The sequence below is a fragment of the Microbacterium plantarum genome (assembly GCF_035231185.1).
Taxonomy (GTDB): domain Bacteria; phylum Actinomycetota; class Actinomycetes; order Actinomycetales; family Microbacteriaceae; genus Microbacterium; species Microbacterium plantarum.
On the sequence record NZ_CP141117.1, the window covers coordinates 1,603,776 to 1,621,820 of the forward strand.

The window sequence follows — 18,045 nt, forward strand, 5'->3', positions numbered from 1 at the left end:
CGCATGGCCCTGCACTTCCTCGTCGACCCGCCGCTCATCACTCGGCCGGGCGAGTTCGTCGACCTCACCGGCGCCGAGGCTCATCACGCGGCCGGCGTCCGTCGCGTGCGTGTCGGTGAGACGGTGACGGTGGGCGACGGCGCGGGGGCGTGGCTCGAGGGCACCGTCACCGCAGCCGATCCGAAGCTCGTCCGCATCGAGGCGCTCTCGCGAGTCGAGCATTCCGCGCCCGCACGGCGCGTGACGCTGATCCAAGCGCTCGCGAAGGGCGATCGCGACGAGCTCGCGGTGCAGGCCTGCACCGAGCTCGGCGTCGATGCGATCGTGCCCTGGCAGGCTGCGCGAAGCGTCTCGCGGTGGAGCGGACCGAAGGTCGAGCGCGGTGTGCAGCGGTGGGCGACCATCGCGCGCGAAGCGGCGAAGCAGGCGCATCGCGCGTGGCTGCCCACCGTCGACGCGCCCGTGTCGACGACGGAGCTCGCGGCGCGATGCGGCTCCGAGCGAGTGCTGGTGCTCGAGCCGACGGCGACGCGGCGACTGAGCGAGGTCGAACTGGGCGAGGGCGACGTGTCGCTCGTGGTCGGTCCCGAGGGCGGGATCGCAGCCGAGGAGCTGGACGCGCTCGTCGCGGCCGGCGCGGTCGCCGTGCGTCTGGGGGACACGGTCCTGCGGACGTCGACGGCCGGCCCCGCTGCGCTCGGCGTCGTCAACGTCGCCCTCGGTCGCTGGTAACGCCGCCCGTCCCGCCACCGCACCCCGTCGATAGACTGAACGTATGAGCGAACCGTCTGTCTTCACGCGCATCCTCCGCGGCGAGATCCCCTCCGAGATCATCGCGGAGACCGAGAATGCGTTCGCGATCCGCGACATCGCTCCGCAGGCTCCGGTGCATGTCCTCGTGATCCCCAAGACCGAGCGCTACCGCACCGTGGTTGAGCTCGCCGCGGGCGACCCCGCTCTCCTCAGCGAGCTCGTCGGGCTCGCGAACTCCGTCGCTGCCGAGCATTCGGACGGCGACTTCCGTTTGATCTTCAACACCGGCCCCGGCGCAGGACAGACCGTGTTCCACGTTCACGCGCACGTCCTCGCCGGTGGCCTCTCCGAAGGGAGCCTCGGTGGCTGATGCTTCCGAACCCGCCGTCGCGACGATCCTCGCCGACGGTGTCGCCATGGTCCAGCTGCTCGGGCCCCAAGACCGCCTCCTGCGCGTCGTCGAGCGGGAGCACCCCGACGTCGACGTCCTCGTCCGCGGCAACGAAATCACCCTGACGGGCTCGAACGATGACGTCGCCGCCGCGAAGTCGCTCGTCGACGAGCTGATCGCCATGGCACGGGCCGGGCAAGGCCTCGATCCGAGCGACGTGTCGACGTCCAGTCGCATCCTGCAGCGGCGAAAGGGCGATGAAGGCCCGCGCCCGTCCGAGGTGCTGGGGGAGGCGATCCTCTCCTCGCGCGGCAAGGTGATCCGGCCGAAGACGCTGGGGCAGAAGGCCTACGTCGACGCGATCGACGAGAACACGATCGTCTTCGGCATCGGCCCCGCGGGAACCGGCAAGACCTACCTCGCGATGGCGAAGGCGGTGCAGGCCTTGCAGCGCAAGGAAGTCAATCGCATCATCCTGACGCGCCCCGCCGTGGAAGCGGGAGAGCGCCTCGGCTTCCTGCCCGGCACCCTCACCGACAAGATCGACCCGTACCTCCGGCCGCTGTACGACGCTCTCAACGAGATGCTCGACCCCGAGCTCGTCCCCAAGCTCATGGCCACCGGCACGATCGAGGTCGCGCCGCTGGCGTACATGCGCGGACGCACCCTGAACGATTCGTTCGTCGTGCTCGACGAGGCGCAGAACACCACGCCCGAGCAGATGAAGATGTTCCTCACGCGTCTCGGATTCGGTACGCGCATGGTCGTCACCGGCGACATCACACAGGTCGACCTGCCCCAGGGGACGTCCGGCCTGCGCACCGTGACACGCGTTCTGAAGAGCATCGACGACATTCATTTCGCCACCCTCACCAGCGAGGACGTCGTGCGGCACACTCTCGTCGGCCGGATCGTCGACGCGTACAGCGAGTACGACGAGCAGCGGCTGGCCGCGCGTCGTGAGCGCGACGAGGCCAGCGAGTTCGCCAACCGGGCCGAGCGGCGCACCGCGACACGGCCCGTCGGTCCGCGCGACCGACTCCCGAAACGAGGACGTTCATGACCATCGAGATCACCAACGAATCCGGCGTGTCCGTCGACGAGACCGTGCTGTTGCGCCTGACCGAGCACAACCTCGCGCAGCTGAACGTGAGCCCGGACGCCGACCTCGCCATCCTCCTCGTCGACGAGGGCGCCATGGAGTCTCTCCACGTGCAGTGGATGGACGAGCCCGGCCCCACCGACGTGCTCAGCTTCCCGATGGACGAGCTCCGCCCGGGCACCGAGGACGCCCCGACCCCGCCGGGACTTCTCGGCGATATCGTGCTGTGCCCGCAGGTGGCCGAGGCACAGGCGCAGGCCGCGCGCCACACGACGCTCGACGAGCTCATCCTCCTCACGACGCACGGGCTGCTGCACCTGCTCGGGTTCGATCACGCCGAGCCGGAGGAGGAGCGCGAGATGTTCGGCCTCCAGCGCGAGTTGATCTCGGCTTTCCACGCAAGCGAGCGCCGCCGCGCGTGACCGTCTTCCTCCTCGTCCTCGGCGCGGTGTTCCTCGTCGCGCTCGGGGGTCTGATGGCCGCTCTCGATGCCGCTCTCGGTGTCACATCGCGCGCTGACCTCGCCGACTGGGCGGAGTCCAGTCGGCGCCAGCAGGCGCTCCGCCGCATCGCCGATGACACGACGGCCCACGCGAACGCCGTCGTCTTCATCCGCATCCTCGCGGAGTCGACGGCTGCGGTGTTCGTCACGGCGGCGCTGACCCTCGCGCTCGAGAATCTGTGGTGGGCGATCCTCGTCGCCGCCCTGCTCATGACGGCGGTGTCCTTCGTTCTGGTCGGCGCGAGCCCGCGATCGGTCGGGCGCCAGCACGCCCGTGGCCTGCTCATCGCGTGTGCTCCGATCGTGCGCGGTGCCCGCATCGTGCTGGGACCTCTCGCCCACCTCCTGGTGATCGTGGGCAATCGCGTCACGCCGGGCGTCTCGCGCGGCACCTCCTTCGCCTCCGAAGAGCAACTCCTGAGCATGGTCGACGAGGCGGTTTCGCAGGACCTCATCGAAGCCGACGATCGCGACCTCATCCATTCGGTCTTCGATTTCACCGACACGCTCGTCCGTGCGGTGATGGTGCCCCGGACCGACATGGTCACGGTGCCGCAGACGGCCACGACGCACGAAGCGCTCGCGCTGTTCCTCGAGCGCGGTGTGTCGCGGGTGCCGGTCACGGACGACGAGCGCGACGACATCGTCGGCGTCGTATACCTCAAGGACCTCGTGCAGTTCTCGTACGGCGAGGCGAAGGGGTGGCGAGACGTACCCGTGGGCCGCGTGGCGCGCCCGGCCGTGTTCGTCCCGGAGTCGATGCGCGCCGAATCGCTGCTGCAGCAGATGAAACGGGATGCCGTCCACGTGTGCCTCGTCGTCGACGAGTACGGCGGGGTCGCCGGCCTGATCACCCTCGAGGACCTCATCGAGGAGCTCGTCGGTGAGATCGCCGACGAGTACGACCGCGGCGCGGCGGAGGTCGTCGAGCTCGAACCCGGCCGTTACCGCGTGAGTGCCCGGCTCGGCCTCGATGAGGTCGGCGAGCTGTTCGGCATCGAGCTGGACGATGACGACGTCGACTCCATCGGCGGGCTGCTCGGCAAGACGCTCGGCCGGGTCCCGATGCCGGGGGCGACCGTGACCGTCGACGGGATCACGATCACCGGCGGCGTCTCTCGTGGCCGCGGGCGGGGACTCGCGACCGTCTTCGTCGAACGCGCTCCCACCGACGAGACGGACGACACGACGCACCCGCGGACCGGAGAGGTCCGCGTGGCACGAAGAGGAGAAGACAGCAGATGACCGCAGCAGAGAGCCGATCGGGGTTCGTGACCTTCGTCGGACGTCCCAACGTCGGGAAATCCACGCTGACGAACGCCCTGGTGGGGGAGAAGGTCGCGATCACGAGCGACAAGCCGCAGACGACGCGGCGCGCGATCCGCGGCATCCTGAATCGGCCCGGCGGACAGCTGGTCATCGTCGACACGCCCGGCATCCATAAGCCGCGCACCCTGCTCGGCCAGCGCCTGAACGACCTCGTCGAACAGGTGCTGGGTGACGTCGACGTCATTGGCTTCCTCGTGCCCGCCGTGGACAAGGTCGGGCCCGGTGACCGCCGCATCGCCGCGTCGCTCGACGGCTACACCCGCGCGAAGAAGGTCGCCATCGTGACCAAGACCGACCTGGCGACCCGCGACGAGATCATGGAGCGCCTCATGGAGGTCGACAGCCTTCGCGAGGATTGGGCGGCTGTGATCCCGTTGTCCGCCGTCACCGAGGACCAGCTCGACGTGCTGGCCGACGAGCTGCTCGCGCTGATGCCCGAAGGGCCGGCGCTGTACCCGGACGACGTGGTGACGGACGAGTCGACCGAGGACCGGATCGCCGAGATCATCCGAGAAGCGGCCCTCGAGGGCGTGCGCGACGAACTGCCCCACTCGATCGCCGTCACGGTGGAGGACGTCGCGCCGCGCGAGGACTCCGATCTCACGGACGTGTACGCCAACATCGTCGTCGAACGCGACAGCCAGAAGGCCATCATCATCGGCCGCAAAGGCTCACGGCTCGCCGATGTCGGTGCTCGTGCCCGCGCTCAGATCGAGCCGCTTGTCGGGACCCGGGTGTTCCTCTCGCTGCGGGTCCGGGTCGCGAAGGAATGGCAGCGCGACCCCAAGCAGCTGGGACGCCTCGGGTTCTAGCCGGCCTCGCGCATCGCCGACTGGACGACGACGACATCCGCGCCGAACTCGGCGTCGGCGGCATCCTGAAGCGTTCCGTCGTCCCAGACGACCGTGACCCAGAGCCGGCCGTCGTACGCACCGGAGGCGAGCACGGTGTCGCCGAGGGTGTCGTGCACCCGTTGTTCGACGTCTCGCAGCGTCGCGTCGTCCGCTGTGCCGGGCACGCCGCCCGTCGGGTCGGGAATCGGCATCGGGTCGTAAAGCGCCAGCGGGACGGCGGGCGCGGTGACCGTCAGGGCAGAGCCGTCGTACCGTCCCTGGACGGCATAGGTACCCCACGTCGAGCCCGACATCGTGGACGCATCGGAAAGCGAGGACCAGTCCCACTCCTTCAACGGGATGCCGTCGCACTGGGGCGGCGCCGACTCCGCAACAGCGCCGAGACAGAGCTCGGCACCGGAGCCGTCGTCGAGGACCGTCCCCTGCGCCACGACATCGCCGCTCGGGGGCGCCGGGTCGAGGGAAGTCGGGCCGGCCGCGGGCGTCGAGGCGCAGCCCGCCGTCAGGGCGATCGCACACATCAGGAGGGCGGACGAGCCCGCGCGCGCAGTTCTCATATCCCCACAGTGTCGCGCACGACGCCTTCGTCTCAGGTGAGGCACGCCCGTGTGCGCCTCGGCGGTGAGCGGGGTGTAGCCTGGGCGCATGCGCTTCGGCCGACTGCTTCTCCTTAGTCGCCGCGACGAGTCCTCGTTCTAGGGCCTCTCTCGTCGCGGAGCTTCGCGTTGGCCCGTCACACCCGATGAGGAAGAGCGAGACGACCATGGAGAACAACCAGAAGCCTTCGGGCATGCCGATCCACAAGTATCGGCCGTTCCACGAGCAGATCCGTGTCGATCTGCCCGACCGCACCTGGCCGGCGAAGCGCATCGAGACGGCGCCCCGCTGGTGCGCTGTCGATCTGCGGGACGGCAACCAGGCGCTCATCGATCCGATGAGTCCCGAGCGCAAGCGCGTGATGTTCGAGCTGCTCGTGAAGATGGGGTACAAGGAGATCGAGGTCGGGTTCCCGAGCGCGAGCCAGACCGACTTCGACTTCGTGCGCCAGCTGATCGAGGACGGCTTGATCCCCGACGACGTGACGATCCAGGTGCTGACGCAGGCTCGCGAGCACCTCATCAAGCGCACGTACGAAGCGATCGCTGGCGCGAAGCAGGCGATCGTCCACCTGTACAACTCGACGAGCATCCTGCAGCGTGAGGTGGTCTTCCGCACCGACCGCCAGGGCATCATCGACATCGCACTCGAGGGCGCGCGCCTGTGCCGCCAGTACGAGCAGACCATCCCCGAGACGGCCGTCTACTACGAGTACTCGCCCGAAAGCTACACCGGCACCGAGCTCGAGTTCGCCGTCGACGTCTGCAACCAGGTCATCGAGATCTTCGAGCCGACGCCCGACCGCAAGGTCATCATCAACCTGCCGGCAACCGTCGAGATGGCCACGCCGAACGTGTACGCCGACTCGATCGAGTGGATGAGCCGTCACCTCGCGCATCGCGAGAACGTCGTGCTGTCGCTGCATCCCCACAACGACCGTGGCACCGCGATCGCTGCCGCGGAGCTCGGCTACATGGCCGGCGCCGACCGCATCGAGGGCTGCCTGTTCGGAAACGGGGAGCGCACCGGCAACGTCGACCTCGTCGCGCTCGGCATCAACCTGTTCACGCAGGGCATCGACCCGCAGATCGACTTCAGCGACGTCGACGGCATCAAGCGCACGGTCGAGTACTGCAACCAGCTGCCCGTGCCCGAGCGGAGCCCGTGGGCCGGAGACCTCGTGTTCACCGCGTTCAGCGGCTCGCACCAGGACGCCATCAAGAAGGGCTTCGAGGCGATGTCCGCACGTGCGGCTGCCGACGGCGTCTCGATCGACGAGATCGAGTGGGCGGTGCCCTACCTGCCCGTCGACCCCAAGGACCTCGGTCGTTCGTACGAAGCCGTGATCCGGGTCAACTCGCAGTCGGGCAAGGGCGGCGTCGCCTACCTGCTGAAGACCGACCACGCCCTGGATCTGCCGCGCAAGCTGCAGATCGAGTTCTCGGGAGTCGTGCAGGAGAAGACGGATGCCGAGGGCGGCGAGGTCACGAGCGAGCAGATCTGGTCGATCTTCACCGACGAGTACCTGCCCGCACCGGCCGACGACGACAAGTGGGGCCGGTTCGAGCTGCTCGGCACCCGCACGCAGAGCGACATGTCGGGTGATGTCCGGCTCGACGTCACACTGCGCGACGGTGACGAGCACGACGATGTGTCCGGTGTCGGCAACGGCCCGATCGCGGCGTTCCTCGCGGTGCTGCGCGACCGCGGCTTCGACATCTCGCTCTACGACTACGTCGAGCACACGCTGAGCTCGGGTGGCGACGCTCAGGCGGCGGCCTACGTCGAGCTGCAGGTCGATGACCAGCGACTCTGGGGCGTCGGCATCGACGGCGACATCTCGACGGCGAGCCTCAAAGCCGTCGTATCGTGCGTCAACCGCGCGATCCGCACCCGCGAGCGCTCGTCGGAGCTGACCGCGGTCTGAGGATCGTCGCACCGCCGCGAGGGCGGCCTCGCTGGTCGGTCGGGGCCGCCCCCGCTCCGTCGTCAGCCTTCCACCTGTCGAGACTCCGGACGCCGACCGATCAGCGGATGGGCCACGAGCCGTCGACGTCGGCGTCGATCCGTCCGATGCTCACGAAGTATTCGGTGAGACTCTCTGCTTGAGCCCGCGCCCAGCCGACCTGGCGGGTGTGAAGCTCGGCGGCGGTCGACGGCAGCCCCTCGGCGAACCGCTCAGCGAGGATCTGCGCGACGCGCCCCGCAGCGATCGCGTCTGCGGAGGCCTCGTGCGCCCCGGTGAGCGTGACGGCGTAGTGCTCGGCGACGACCGAGAGGGTGCGCTTCCCGCGGCGGTAGCGGTCGTACCGCTTGTCGATGACGAGCGGATCGATGACGGGGGAGGGCGAGTGGATCGGATCGATCCCGTGCCGGAGCGCTTCGTACTTGAGCATCGAGAAATCGAACGGCGCGTTGTACGCCACCACCGGGATGCCGGCGTCGAACAGGCCGCGCAGGGCTGCGACGACCTCCGCGACCACGTCCGATGCGGGCCGTCCGTGCCGACGGGCATGCTCGGTCGTGATGCCGTGGATCGCCGCCGCACCATCGGGGATGTCGATCCCCGGGTCGGCCAGCCAGCTGTCGGCCCGCACCGGTGTTCCGTCGGCGTCGAGGACGCCCACGTGCGCCGTCACGATGCGATCCACGGTGACGTCGACGCCCGTCGTCTCCAGATCGAAGACCCCGACCACCTGGCACCATTCGGGTGCCGAGCAGGGCCACAGGTCGAGTTCGGGCGTTGCGACGACAAGAGGGCGATCCGGCTCCACGGAATCGAGGCTACGGCTCGGGTCGGACACGCAGGATTCGACGCGCCGCCTCCGTAGACTCGACGGGTGCCGACCGTCTCCCCGTACGACTCCCTGCTCGCGCGCATCCCGGTGCGCCGCCTCGAGACCGAGGTCCTCGGCGGAACGACCGCGTACTGGGTCTACGGGCGCGACGAGGCACCTCTGACGCTCCTGGCGGTCCACGGGTTCCGGGGAGAGCATCACGGTCTCGAGCCCGTCGTCGCGCACCTCGGCGACGTGCGCGTCATCATGCCCGACCTGCCGGGTTTCGGCGAGACCCCAGCGATACCGGGCCGCGAACACGACCTGCAGACATACGCCGACTGGCTCACCGCATTCGCGGCCGGGGTCGCTCCCGGCGCGGTGGTCGTCGGCCACTCATTCGGCTCGATCGTCTCCGCCGCTGCGGTGGCGGGCGGGCTTCCTGCCCCCCGCATGATCCTCATCAACCCCATCGGCGCGCCCGCCCTCGAGGGACCCCGTGGGGTCTTCACGCGCCTCGCCGTCTGGTACTACGACGTCGGGGCGCGCCTCCCGCGGCGGGTGGGCGAAGCCTTGCTGCGCAACCGGCTCATCGTCCGGGTGATGAGCCTCGCGATGGTCAAGACGCGAGACCGGACCCTGCGCCGGTTCGTCCACGAGCAGCACGACACCTACTTCTCGAGCTTCGCCGATCGCGACGTGCTCCGCGACGCGTTCGTGACGTCCGTCTCGAACGACGTCCGCGCGTTCGCTCCGCGCATCCCGCAGCCGACGTTGCTCATCGCCGCCGTTCAGGACGACATCACCCCGATCGAGGCCGAGCGCCGGCTGCGCGAGCTGTTCACCGAGGCCGAGCTGGTCGAGATCGACGGGGTGGGGCACCTCATCCATTACGAGAAGCCTCGCGAGGCCGCCACCGCGATCAGGCGATTTCTCGCGCTTTCCGACGACGGTACGCGTTGACGTTCATGCGGTTGCCGCAGTTGCCGGTGTCGCAGTAGCGCTTCGAACCGTTCTTGGAGAAATCGACGTAGACCGCCGCGCAGTCGTCGGCGGAGCAGATCCGCACGCGGTCGTACGCGTCCGCGCGGATGACGTCGACGAACGCCATGCCGGCCTCCACGAGCACGCGCGTTGCCAGAGGCGCGTCGTCGGGAGTCGCGTGGATATGCCAGTCGTATCCGTCGTGGATCACCAGCTGAGGCTGCGCGCGGCCGTCGCGCAGCATCGCGTTCACGTGGGGCACGGCGGAGTCCCGGTCGAGCTCCCAGAGCTCGTGAAGGCGCGGCCGGATGCCGCGCATCGCCTGCAGCTCCGCCTCGTCGCGCACGATCGCGCCGGTGAAGGCGAACTCGCTGAGAAAGGCATCCAGGTCGTCCCCGTCGACGAGCGTGTCGGCGGCGTCCGCGCTCGTGAGCGGGAGCGTGTTGACCAGTGCAGCAGTCGCGCGCAGCGACAATTCCGTGTCATGGATGAAGACCACGTTGACTCCTGACGATCGCGAGCGTTACTGTCACGAGTGTAGATAACTTTCACCCCTGACCACCGAGGCTGCCGATGACGAACCCGACCGCGCCCCTGCCCATCATCGCAGGCGCACCGGAGACACCGCCCACTGGCGTCCCGGGCAGGCGAACCGCGGGCATGGCCATGGCCATCGCCTCCGCGCTGGCGTTCTCGTCGAGTGGTCCGCTCGTGAAGCCGCTCCTCGAGAACGGCTGGTCGCTCGGCGCCGCGCTGTTCATCCGGATCGGCGTCGCAGCCCTCGTGCTGTCGCCGTTCCTGATTCGCGCGATCGCTCGGGAACGGCACTTCCTGCGCCGGCACGGACTCGCGTTGATCGCTTTCGGTGCGATGCCCGTCGTCGGTTGCCAGTTGTTCTACTTCTCAGCGATGCAGCGGATGCCGGTCGCCGTCGCCCTCCTCATCCAGTATCTGGCGCCCGTCCTCCTGGTGATCTGGGTATGGCTCACCACCCGCCGCCGACCGTCACCGACGGTGATCGCCGGTTCCGTCGTCGCCATGGCGGGTCTGGTGCTGGTCGTCGACATCGCCGGAGCCCGTTTCGACTTCTGGGGCACTCTCCTCGCCCTCGGTGCCGCCCTCTGCACGTGCGTGTACTTCGTCATGGCCGAGCGCACCGGCGACACGCTGCCGCCCCTCGTCCTGGCCGCCGGAGGCATGGTCATCGCGAGCGCGATCATCGGCACCCTCCTTCTCACGGGCTTCCTGCCCTTCGCGACGAGCACCGTGCTCGCAGACGTCGTCGGGATGCAGCTGCCGCCCATCGTCGTCCTGCTCTGGGTGGGCGCCGCGACCGGGACCGCCTACGCCCTGGGAGTCTCCGCGGTTCCGCGCACGGGGTCGCGTCTGGCATCGTTCATCGGTCTCTCGGAGGTTCTGTTCGCACTCGGCTTCGCGTGGCTGCTCCTGGCCGAGGCGCCCGCGCCGGTCCAGTTCGTCGGCGGGGCGCTCATCCTCGTCGGTGTGGTCCTCGTGCGGCTCGACGCCGAACGCGCACCGGCAGCCGTCAGCCCGCGCGCCCCTCAGCGAGCAGCGGCTTGACCCGGTGCGGGATCACGTCGTCCATGATGAGCGAGGTCTCCGTGCGTTCGACCCCATCGATGGCGAGGATGCGCGCGTCAACGGCGAAAAGGTGCTGCGTGTCGCGCGCGACCACGCGGACCATCAGGTCGACCTGACCGCTCAGCCCCTGAGCCTGCAGCACCTCGGGGATGGTTGCGAGCTCCTGCGCGATACGGGGCAGGTCGGGCTGACGGAGCACGACGCTGATGAGCGCCTCGATCGGGAAGCCGAGAGCACGCATCGAGATAGACCGCTCGTACGAGAGGAAGACACCCGACTGCTCCAGCCGTGCCATCCTCCCCTGGACCGTGTTGCGTGACATGCGCAGGCGCTCGGCGAGCGCGACCACCGTCGCGCGGGGGTCATCGGCGAGAGCTTCGAGCAACGCGAGGTCGACGCGGTCGTGCATGGTCATGATGCTGGACGATACACCGCTCGGAGCCCCACCTCGGAGCATCGCCTCTCGCGGCGAGCGACGGGGCGGCGGCAGGGTCAGATCGTCGCGAGCGCGGGGGAGTCGATGAGGCGCAGACGCTCGCGCTCCATGACGAAGGTGTGCGCCGATCCGTTGGCGAGGCGGACTCCCTGCAACGGGAACTCCTCTGCGGTCGCATGCCGGATGACCTCACGGATGAGGGCGCCGTGCGCGACGACGATCAGCGGCACCGCGATCGGTGCCGTGGTGGCACGCGCATCGCGGACGGCCCGCTCGAGCCCGCGCAGCGCCCGCTCGCGGACCACCGGCCACGGCTCCGCGTTCGGCACGTCGGCCACGGCCCATTCGCCCCAGCGAGCGTGGAACTCCTCGACCCCGACGCCCTCGGCATCCCCGTAGCCGCGCTCCCGCAGCTCCGGATAGGTGCGCGGCGCAGCGGCCCCCAGCCCGTCTGCGATGATCCGAGCCGTCTCGGCTGCGCGCGAGAGATCGCTCGAGGCGACGACTGCATCCCCGTCGAGCGACTCCCGCAGGGCGGCGGCGACAGCGCGAGCCTGCTCACGTCCGGTGTCGTTGAGGGGGATGTCGGTGGAGCCCTGGATCCGCCGTTCACGATTCCAGTCGGTCTCACCATGGCGCACGAGGGTCAGGATGGTCACCTCTCGACCCTACGCTGACGGTCGTCCGACCTCGACCTCACCGCCGGGACGGCAGCGCGTCGGCCAACACACGCAGGACATGACTCGTGCCGTCATCGATCTTGACGGTTGCCTTCGGGTCGGAGCGCGTCGCGCCTCGGTTGATGATGACCACCGGGAGCTTGCGGCGGCGTGCGCGCTCGACGAGCCGGACGCCCGAATTGACCACCAGCGACGACCCGGCGACGATGAGCGCGTCGCTCGTGCGCACCAGCTGCTCGGCCTCCGCGAACTTCTCACGCGGCACGAACTCGCCGAAGAAGACGACATCCGGTTTCAGCATGCCACCGCAGACCGTGCACGTGGGCACGATGAAGCCGTCGCTCGTCGCGGGCAGGACGTCGCCGTCGGGGCCCAGCTCGACGTTCTCGGGGACCGTGATCCACGGATTGTCCCGTTCCACGCGCTCGGCGAGATCGCGCCGGTCGAAGACCTGACCGCAGTGCAGGCAGAACACGCGTCGCATCGTTCCGTGCAGCTCGACCACCCGGCTGCTTCCGGCCCGCAGATGCAGACCGTCGACGTTCTGCGTGATGACGCCCGTGACGACGCCGGAGCGCTCGAGATCCGCCAGCGCCGCATGCCCGTCGTTCGGTCGCGCCGCCGCGAAAGCCTGCCAGCCGAGATGGCTGCCGACCCAGTACCGCCGACGCGCGTCAGCGCTCGCGAGGAACTGCTGCGCCGTCATGGGCGTGCGCACCGGCGCTCCGGCGCCGCGGTAGTCCGGGATGCCCGAGTCGGTCGACACGCCGGCTCCAGTGAGCACCGCGATGCGACGGCCCGCGAGTACCTGCAGGGCGTTGTCGATCTCGTCGCCCGCGGGCGTCTCGAGGTCGGGGTTCGTCACAGTCCCACTCTACGAGCGTCAGCGCATCGCCCGGGCGACGTGACAGGCTGAGACAGTGCCCGTGATCCGCATCGACGACGCCACCGACCCCCGCCTCTCGGACTACCGCGACCTGACCGATGTCGCGCTGCGCCGGGTGCTCGAGCCCGCAGGCGGCCTCTACATCGCCGAGTCGGCGAAGGTCATCTCTCGCGCTCACGCAGCAGGGCACCGCGCGCGCTCGTTCCTCGTGCAGGAGAAATGGCTTCCGGATGTGGCCGACCTCGCAGGCGACGCGCCGGTCTTCGTCGTCTCGGACGAGGTCGCCGAGCAGGTGACCGGTTACGCCGTGCACCGCGGAGCCCTCGCCGCCATGCACCGGCCCGTCACGGCACCGGTCAGTGAGATCGTCGCGGACGCCCGGCTCGTGCTGGTGCTCGAGGACATTGTCGACCACACGAACGTCGGCGCCGCCTTCCGAGCTGCCGCCGGTCTGGGGGCCGATGCGGTGCTCGTGAGCGAGCGCTGCGCCGACCCCCTCTACCGCCGCAGCGTCCGCGTCAGCATGGGCACGGTCTTCCAGGTGCCGTGGACGCGTCTGCCGGCCTGGCCGGAGGCGGCGCCGCTGCTCCACGAGGCCGGTCTCCACCTCGCCGCCCTCGCCCTCGCGGACGGCGCCGTCCCGCTCGATGAGTTCGCCGCAGCGCGGCCCGATCGGGTGGCACTGCTCATGGGGACCGAGGGCGACGGGCTCAGCCGGCGCGCCCTCGCGGTCGCCGACACCGTCGTCACCATCCCGATGGCCGGCGGAGTGGACTCCCTCAACGTCGCCGCGGCCGCCGCGGTGTCGCTCTGGGCCCTGCGCTGATCAGTCGGGGTCGTCGGCGCGCCGCAGGACGGGCAGCGGCTCGGGCCGCTTGGCGGTGATGTGGTCGCCCGAGGACTGATGCCGGAGCCGGCGCAGCACCCACGGCATGAGGTACTCGCGAGCCCAGACGAGGTCGTTCGCGCGGGCCGCCCGCCAGGTCAGCACCGGTGTCGTGTCGGGCTGCATCGGTTGCAGGTCGTTGGGCACGTTGAGCGCCCGCAGCACCATGCGCGCAACCTCGTGGTGGCCGAGCGAGTTGTAGTGCAGCCGGTCGTCGTCGAAGAAGCGCATGTCCTGCACCTCCTTTAGCGCCCACTGATCGGCGACGATCGCGTCGTAACGGTCGGCGATCGCCCGGATGTTCTCGTTGTAGATCGCCACCCGGCCGCGGATGCCGCGGAAGACCGGGGTGAAGTTGGTGTCGATGCCGGTGAAGAGCACGAGCGTCGCGCCCGTCGACGACAGGCGTACGACGGCATCTTCGAACTGCTGCGCAACGGCGTCGGGGTCGGACCCCGGTCGGATGACGTCGTTGCCGCCCGCCGAGAAGGTGACCAGGTCGGGCTTGAGCGCGAGTGCGGGCTCGATCTGATCCGTCACGATCTGGCCGATGAGCTTGCCCCGGACGGCGAGATTAGCGTACGCGAAGTCGGGCACCTGTGAGCTGAGCACCTCGGCCACGCGGTCGGCCCAGCCGCGGTGCCCGCCGGGGCTGCCGGGCTCGGGGTCGCCGATTCCCTCGGTGAACGAGTCGCCGATCGCGACCATGCGACGCCACGGGTGAGCGGTCTCGTTCGGCACATAGGGTGTGCGCCGCGTGTCCTCGGATGGCTCGTTGTTTCTCATGACCCTCCTCGAAGCTCCGTACCTGCCACGCTATCTCGTGCCGGGCGATCGTGTGGGTGGGGTCGTTTAAGGTGGTCCATCGTGACAGAGGACCCCCAGGAGCATTTCGGAAGCTTCGCCGCAGAACACCTGTCACCCTCGTTCCCGCAGCGTGCGCCGTGGGGTACCGCTCAGCGCCTGCGTGCGTGGCAGGCAGAGGCGCTGGACCAGTACTTCGGCGCCGACGGCCCGGAGGGTGTCGGACGCGGACCGCGCGACTTCCTCGCCGCTGCGACCCCCGGCGCCGGTAAGACGACGTTCGCTCTCCGCCTCGCGTCGGAGCTGCTGCGCCGTGACGTTGTCGATCGCATCATCGTGGTCGCCCCCACCGAGCACCTCAAGACGCAGTGGGCGGATGCCGCCGGCCGAGTCGGCATCCGTCTCGATCCGCGTTTCAGCAACCGCCACGGGATGCCGTCGCGGCAGTACCACGGCGTCGCTGTGACCTACGCGCAGGTCGCGGTGAAGGCATCCGTCCACCAGCGGCTGACGATGGATGCCCGCACGCTGGTCATCCTCGACGAGGTCCATCACGGCGGCGACGCGCTGAGCTGGGGCGATGCGCTGCGCGAGGCCTACGGCAGGGCGACGCGACGTCTGCTTCTCTCGGGAACACCGTTCCGAAGCGACACCGCTCCGATCCCGTTCGTGGAGTATCACCCGAACGAGAAGGGCATCCGCCTCTCCAAGACGGACTTCAACTACGGCTACGGACGCGCCCTCGCCGACGGTGTCGTGCGCCCTGTGCTGTTCCTCGTCTACGCCGGCCACATGAAGTGGCGGACGAAGACCGGCGACGAATTCGAGGCCCACCTCGGCCAGGACAACACGAAGGACATCACCTCGCAGGCGTGGCGCACCGCGCTGAACCCCGAGGGCGACTGGATCCCCGCCGTGCTGAGGTCTGCAGACCGTCGCCTGAGCGAGGTGCGCCAGGACGTGCCCGACGCCGGCGGCCTCGTCATCGCGACGGACCAGACGGCGGCGCGGGCGTATGCGGAGATCCTGCATCAGATCACCGGCGAGGCGCCGACCGTCGTGCTGTCGGACGACAAGTCCGCGTCGGGCAACATCGAGATCTTCGCGCAGTCGACCACCCGGTGGATGGTCGCGGTGCGCATGGTGTCCGAGGGCGTCGACGTTCCGCGGCTCGCGGTGGGCGTCTACGCCACGTCCTCCTCGACCCCGCTGTTCTTCGCGCAGGCGATCGGGCGTTTCGTCCGGGCTCGTCGTCGCGGCGAGACGGCGAGCGTCTTCCTCCCGAACGTGCCCGTCCTGCTCAACCTCGCCGCTGAGATGGAGCGTCAGCGCGACCACGCGCTCGACCGAGAGGCAGGCGACGACGACGGCCTCGAAGACACCCTCCTCGCCGAGGCGGAGAGCGAGGACAAGGCCTCCGATGAGCTCACCCAGGAGTTCAGCTACCAGGCGCTCGGCTCCGTCGCCCACTTCGACCGCGTCCTCTTCGACGGCGCCGAGTTCGGCCAGCTCGCGGTGCCCGGCACGCCCGAGGAGGAGGAGTTCCTGGGCATCCCCGGACTTCTCGAGCCCGAGCACGTGCACGAGCTGCTCATGCAGCGCCAGTCGCGGCAGACCAAGCACCGGCACAGCCGCGAGGCACGCGAGAGCGCAGCGGGTGCCGCATCCGGCGGGGATGCTCCCAGCGCCGAGTCGACACTGCCCGAGCCGTTGCACCGGTCGCTGAAGGAGCAGCGACAGCTCCTGAACAGCCTCGTCGGCCTGTACGCCCGCCAGAGCGGTGAGCCGCACGGCCAGATCCACGCCGAGCTTCGCCGCGTGTGCGGCGGACCGGCTGTGTCGCATGCGACCGTGGCCCAGCTCCAGGCGCGCATCGCGGTCCTGCGATCACGCGTGAGATCGTGACGTCGTCGGCGCGCCACGCCCGGCGTGCCGACGATTCTCCGCCCCGCCGGTGACGTGTTAGTGTTGTTCCTCGGTTGGGAACAACTGAAAAACACTGCGCGGGTGGCGGAATAGGTAGACGCGCTAGCTTGAGGTGCTAGTGCCCGTATAGGGCGTGGGGGTTCAAGTCCCCCCTCGCGCACAGTGAGAGAAGGGCTCCGGAAACGGAGCCCTTCGTCATTTCCCGGAACGGTTCACGACTACCGTGGAGAGCATGTCCGAGTACGACGATCTGCCCGAGGTCGCCCGCGTCGCGCGGGATCTGATCCGCTTCGACACGACCAACTTCGGCGAGGGGCGCTCGCGCGGCGAACGCGAAGCGGCCGAGTACGTGGGGGCCTATCTCGAGGCGCTCGGACTTCGACCCGAGTACTACGAGCCGATCCCGCGGCGCACGAACGTCTCTGTGCGCATACCGGGTCGCGACAGCTCGAAGCCGGCTCTCGTCCTGCACGGCCACCTCGACGTCGTGCCGGCCGTGGCGGAAGACTGGAGCGTCGACCCGTTCGCGGGCGTCGTCCGCGACGGGATGCTGTGGGGTCGCGGCGCCGTGGACATGAAGGACATGGACGCGATGATCCTCACGTCCGTGGCCGAGCTCCTGCGCGCGGGGGAGCAGCCCGAGCGCGATCTCGTCGTCACGTTCTTCGCCGACGAGGAGAACGGCGGGGTCGAGGGATCGCAGCTCGTCGTGCGCGATCGGCCCGAGTGGTTCGCCGGTGCGACCGAGGCCATCAGCGAGGTCGGCGGATACTCGATCGGCGTCGACGGGCACCGGGCATACCTGCTGCAGGTCGGCGAGAAGGCCCTCGTCTGGCTGCGGCTCCACGCCACCGGACGAGCGGGCCACGGCAGCCGGCTGCATCCGGAGAACGCCATCACGCGTCTGTCCGAGGCCGTCGCGAAGCTCGGTCGCGCGCACTGGCCGATCGAGCTCACGCGCACGACCCGACGACTCGTCGACGACCTCGCGGCGCTCAGTGGCCGGGACGCGTCGGATCCGGATGCCGTCGCCGACGCGACCGGGCCGACGTCCGCGTTCCTCGCGTCGACCTTCCGGACCACGACGAATCCGACGGGTCTGACCGCGGGGTACAAGCACAACGTCATCCCCGATGCCGCGTCCGCTGCGATCGACGTGCGCACGCTCCCGGGACAGGAGGATGCGGTGCTGGCGGAGATCCAGCGAATCGTCGGCGACGACATCCGTATCGAGATCGTGCATCGCGACATCGGCCTCGAGGTCCCCTTCGCGGGGTCGCTCGTCGACACCATGGTCGGCGCGCTCGGCCGGCACGATCCCGGCGTGCCCGTGCTGCCGTACCTCATGGGCGGCGGCACCGACAACAAGGCGCTGTCCGAGCTCGGCATCGCAGGATTCGGCTTCGCGCCGTTGCGCCTCCCGGCCGACATGGACTTCACGGGTATGTTCCACGGTGTCGACGAACGCGTCCCGATCGACGCGCTCGTCTTCGGGCAGCGCGTGCTCATCGATCTCATCCGCACGTACTGAAAGGC

Annotated in this window: 19 protein-coding genes and 1 tRNA gene; 13 read left to right on the plus strand and 7 right to left on the minus strand. The window is 69.4% G+C overall.

Going from position 1 to position 18,045, the window contains the following annotated elements; genetic code table 11:
- Positions 1-3: 3 nt before the first annotated feature.
- Genes VC184_RS07735 through era form a run of 6 tightly spaced genes read left to right on the plus strand, consistent with a single transcriptional unit; the run spans position 4 to position 4,889 of the window.
- Complete coding sequence (locus tag VC184_RS07735; RefSeq protein WP_323987683.1) at positions 4-732, plus strand: 16S rRNA (uracil(1498)-N(3))-methyltransferase; 729 nt, start codon at positions 4-6, stop codon at positions 730-732.
- A 43-nt stretch (positions 733-775) separates the two neighbouring features.
- On the plus strand, positions 776-1,123 hold the full coding sequence (locus VC184_RS07740) for an HIT domain-containing protein (RefSeq protein WP_274177882.1): 348 nt from the start codon (positions 776-778) through the stop codon (positions 1,121-1,123).
- A gap of 46 nt (positions 1,124-1,169) precedes the next feature.
- A complete protein-coding gene (locus VC184_RS07745; protein WP_112615153.1) occupies positions 1,170-2,207 on the plus strand; it encodes a PhoH family protein in 1,038 nt (345 codons plus the stop codon).
- The gene (gene ybeY, locus VC184_RS07750) at positions 2,204-2,668 is read left to right on the plus strand and encodes an rRNA maturation RNase YbeY (protein ID WP_023950734.1); all 465 of its coding nucleotides are present in this window, start codon (positions 2,204-2,206) and stop codon (positions 2,666-2,668) included. Before VC184_RS07745 ends, ybeY begins: the two co-directional genes overlap by 4 nt.
- Positions 2,665-3,993, plus strand: a complete 1,329-nt coding sequence (locus VC184_RS07755; protein ID WP_274177883.1) for a hemolysin family protein — start codon at positions 2,665-2,667, stop codon at positions 3,991-3,993. Before ybeY ends, VC184_RS07755 begins: the two co-directional genes overlap by 4 nt.
- On the plus strand, positions 3,990-4,889 hold the full coding sequence (gene era, locus VC184_RS07760; protein WP_323987684.1) for a GTPase Era: 900 nt from the start codon (positions 3,990-3,992) through the stop codon (positions 4,887-4,889). Before VC184_RS07755 ends, era begins: the two co-directional genes overlap by 4 nt.
- Here era and VC184_RS07765 read toward each other — a convergent pair.
- Positions 4,886-5,488: a hypothetical protein gene (locus VC184_RS07765; protein ID WP_323987685.1), complete on the minus strand. Its 603-nt coding sequence runs from the start codon at positions 5,486-5,488 to the stop codon at positions 4,886-4,888. The two genes, era and VC184_RS07765, sit on opposite strands and share 4 nt — an antisense overlap.
- A gap of 206 nt (positions 5,489-5,694) precedes the next feature.
- On the opposite strand from VC184_RS07765, the gene leuA reads away from it, so the two are divergent.
- Complete coding sequence (leuA, locus tag VC184_RS07770) at positions 5,695-7,455, plus strand: 2-isopropylmalate synthase (protein WP_269266218.1); 1,761 nt, start codon at positions 5,695-5,697, stop codon at positions 7,453-7,455.
- A 100-nt stretch (positions 7,456-7,555) separates the two neighbouring features.
- Here the strand turns inward: leuA and VC184_RS07775 are convergent, their stop codons facing one another.
- Positions 7,556-8,257 carry a 3'-5' exonuclease gene (locus VC184_RS07775; RefSeq protein WP_274178036.1) on the minus strand — a complete coding sequence of 234 codons (702 nt, stop codon included), beginning with the start codon at positions 8,255-8,257 and terminating at the stop codon, positions 7,556-7,558.
- Positions 8,258-8,368: 111 nt separating this feature from the next.
- Here VC184_RS07775 and VC184_RS07780 point away from each other — a divergent pair, with 111 nt between their 5' ends.
- The gene (locus VC184_RS07780) at positions 8,369-9,268 is read left to right on the plus strand and encodes an alpha/beta fold hydrolase (RefSeq protein WP_323987686.1); all 900 of its coding nucleotides are present in this window, start codon (positions 8,369-8,371) and stop codon (positions 9,266-9,268) included.
- On the opposite strand, the gene VC184_RS07785 is transcribed toward VC184_RS07780, so the two are convergent.
- Positions 9,228-9,788 (minus strand): CGNR zinc finger domain-containing protein, encoded by a 561-nt coding sequence (locus VC184_RS07785; protein ID WP_323987687.1) that lies wholly within the window; start codon positions 9,786-9,788, stop codon positions 9,228-9,230. The genes VC184_RS07780 and VC184_RS07785 overlap by 41 nt on opposite strands.
- 74 nt (positions 9,789-9,862) lie before the next feature.
- On the opposite strand from VC184_RS07785, the gene VC184_RS07790 reads away from it, so the two are divergent.
- Positions 9,863-10,870 (plus strand): DMT family transporter, encoded by a 1,008-nt coding sequence (locus tag VC184_RS07790; protein WP_274177887.1) that lies wholly within the window; start codon positions 9,863-9,865, stop codon positions 10,868-10,870.
- Here the strand turns inward: VC184_RS07790 and VC184_RS07795 are convergent.
- The 3 genes from VC184_RS07795 to VC184_RS07805 all read right to left on the minus strand — a co-directional run bounded on the left by VC184_RS07795 (position 10,836) and on the right by VC184_RS07805 (position 12,872).
- On the minus strand, positions 10,836-11,306 hold the full coding sequence (locus tag VC184_RS07795; protein ID WP_274177888.1) for an Lrp/AsnC family transcriptional regulator: 471 nt from the start codon (positions 11,304-11,306) through the stop codon (positions 10,836-10,838). The two genes, VC184_RS07790 and VC184_RS07795, sit on opposite strands and share 35 nt — an antisense overlap.
- Before the next feature lie 77 nt (positions 11,307-11,383).
- On the minus strand, positions 11,384-11,986 hold the full coding sequence (locus tag VC184_RS07800) for a histidine phosphatase family protein (protein WP_114589498.1): 603 nt from the start codon (positions 11,984-11,986) through the stop codon (positions 11,384-11,386).
- A 37-nt stretch (positions 11,987-12,023) separates the two neighbouring features.
- Positions 12,024-12,872: a Sir2 family NAD-dependent protein deacetylase gene (locus VC184_RS07805; RefSeq protein WP_274177889.1), complete on the minus strand. Its 849-nt coding sequence runs from the start codon at positions 12,870-12,872 to the stop codon at positions 12,024-12,026.
- A gap of 55 nt (positions 12,873-12,927) precedes the next feature.
- On the opposite strand from VC184_RS07805, the gene VC184_RS07810 reads away from it, so the two are divergent.
- Entirely contained in the window at positions 12,928-13,719 is a 792-nt protein-coding gene (locus tag VC184_RS07810) for a TrmH family RNA methyltransferase (RefSeq protein ID WP_112614780.1), read from the plus strand.
- On the opposite strand, the gene VC184_RS07815 is transcribed toward VC184_RS07810, so the two are convergent.
- Positions 13,720-14,565 (minus strand): SGNH/GDSL hydrolase family protein, encoded by an 846-nt coding sequence (locus VC184_RS07815; protein WP_274177890.1) that lies wholly within the window; start codon positions 14,563-14,565, stop codon positions 13,720-13,722.
- Positions 14,566-14,643: 78 nt separating this feature from the next.
- Here VC184_RS07815 and VC184_RS07820 point away from each other — a divergent pair, with 78 nt between their 5' ends.
- The 3 genes from VC184_RS07820 (at position 14,644) to VC184_RS07830 (ending at position 18,040) form a co-directional block, all read left to right on the plus strand.
- Positions 14,644-16,488 (plus strand): DEAD/DEAH box helicase, encoded by a 1,845-nt coding sequence (locus VC184_RS07820; RefSeq protein ID WP_404568564.1) that lies wholly within the window; start codon positions 14,644-14,646, stop codon positions 16,486-16,488.
- 96 nt (positions 16,489-16,584) lie between these two features.
- Positions 16,585-16,669: transfer RNA gene (locus VC184_RS07825), tRNA-Leu, on the plus strand.
- A 72-nt stretch (positions 16,670-16,741) separates the two neighbouring features.
- Positions 16,742-18,040, plus strand: a complete 1,299-nt coding sequence (locus tag VC184_RS07830; RefSeq protein ID WP_323987688.1) for a M20/M25/M40 family metallo-hydrolase — start codon at positions 16,742-16,744, stop codon at positions 18,038-18,040.
- The last annotated feature ends 5 nt before the right edge of the window (positions 18,041-18,045 follow it).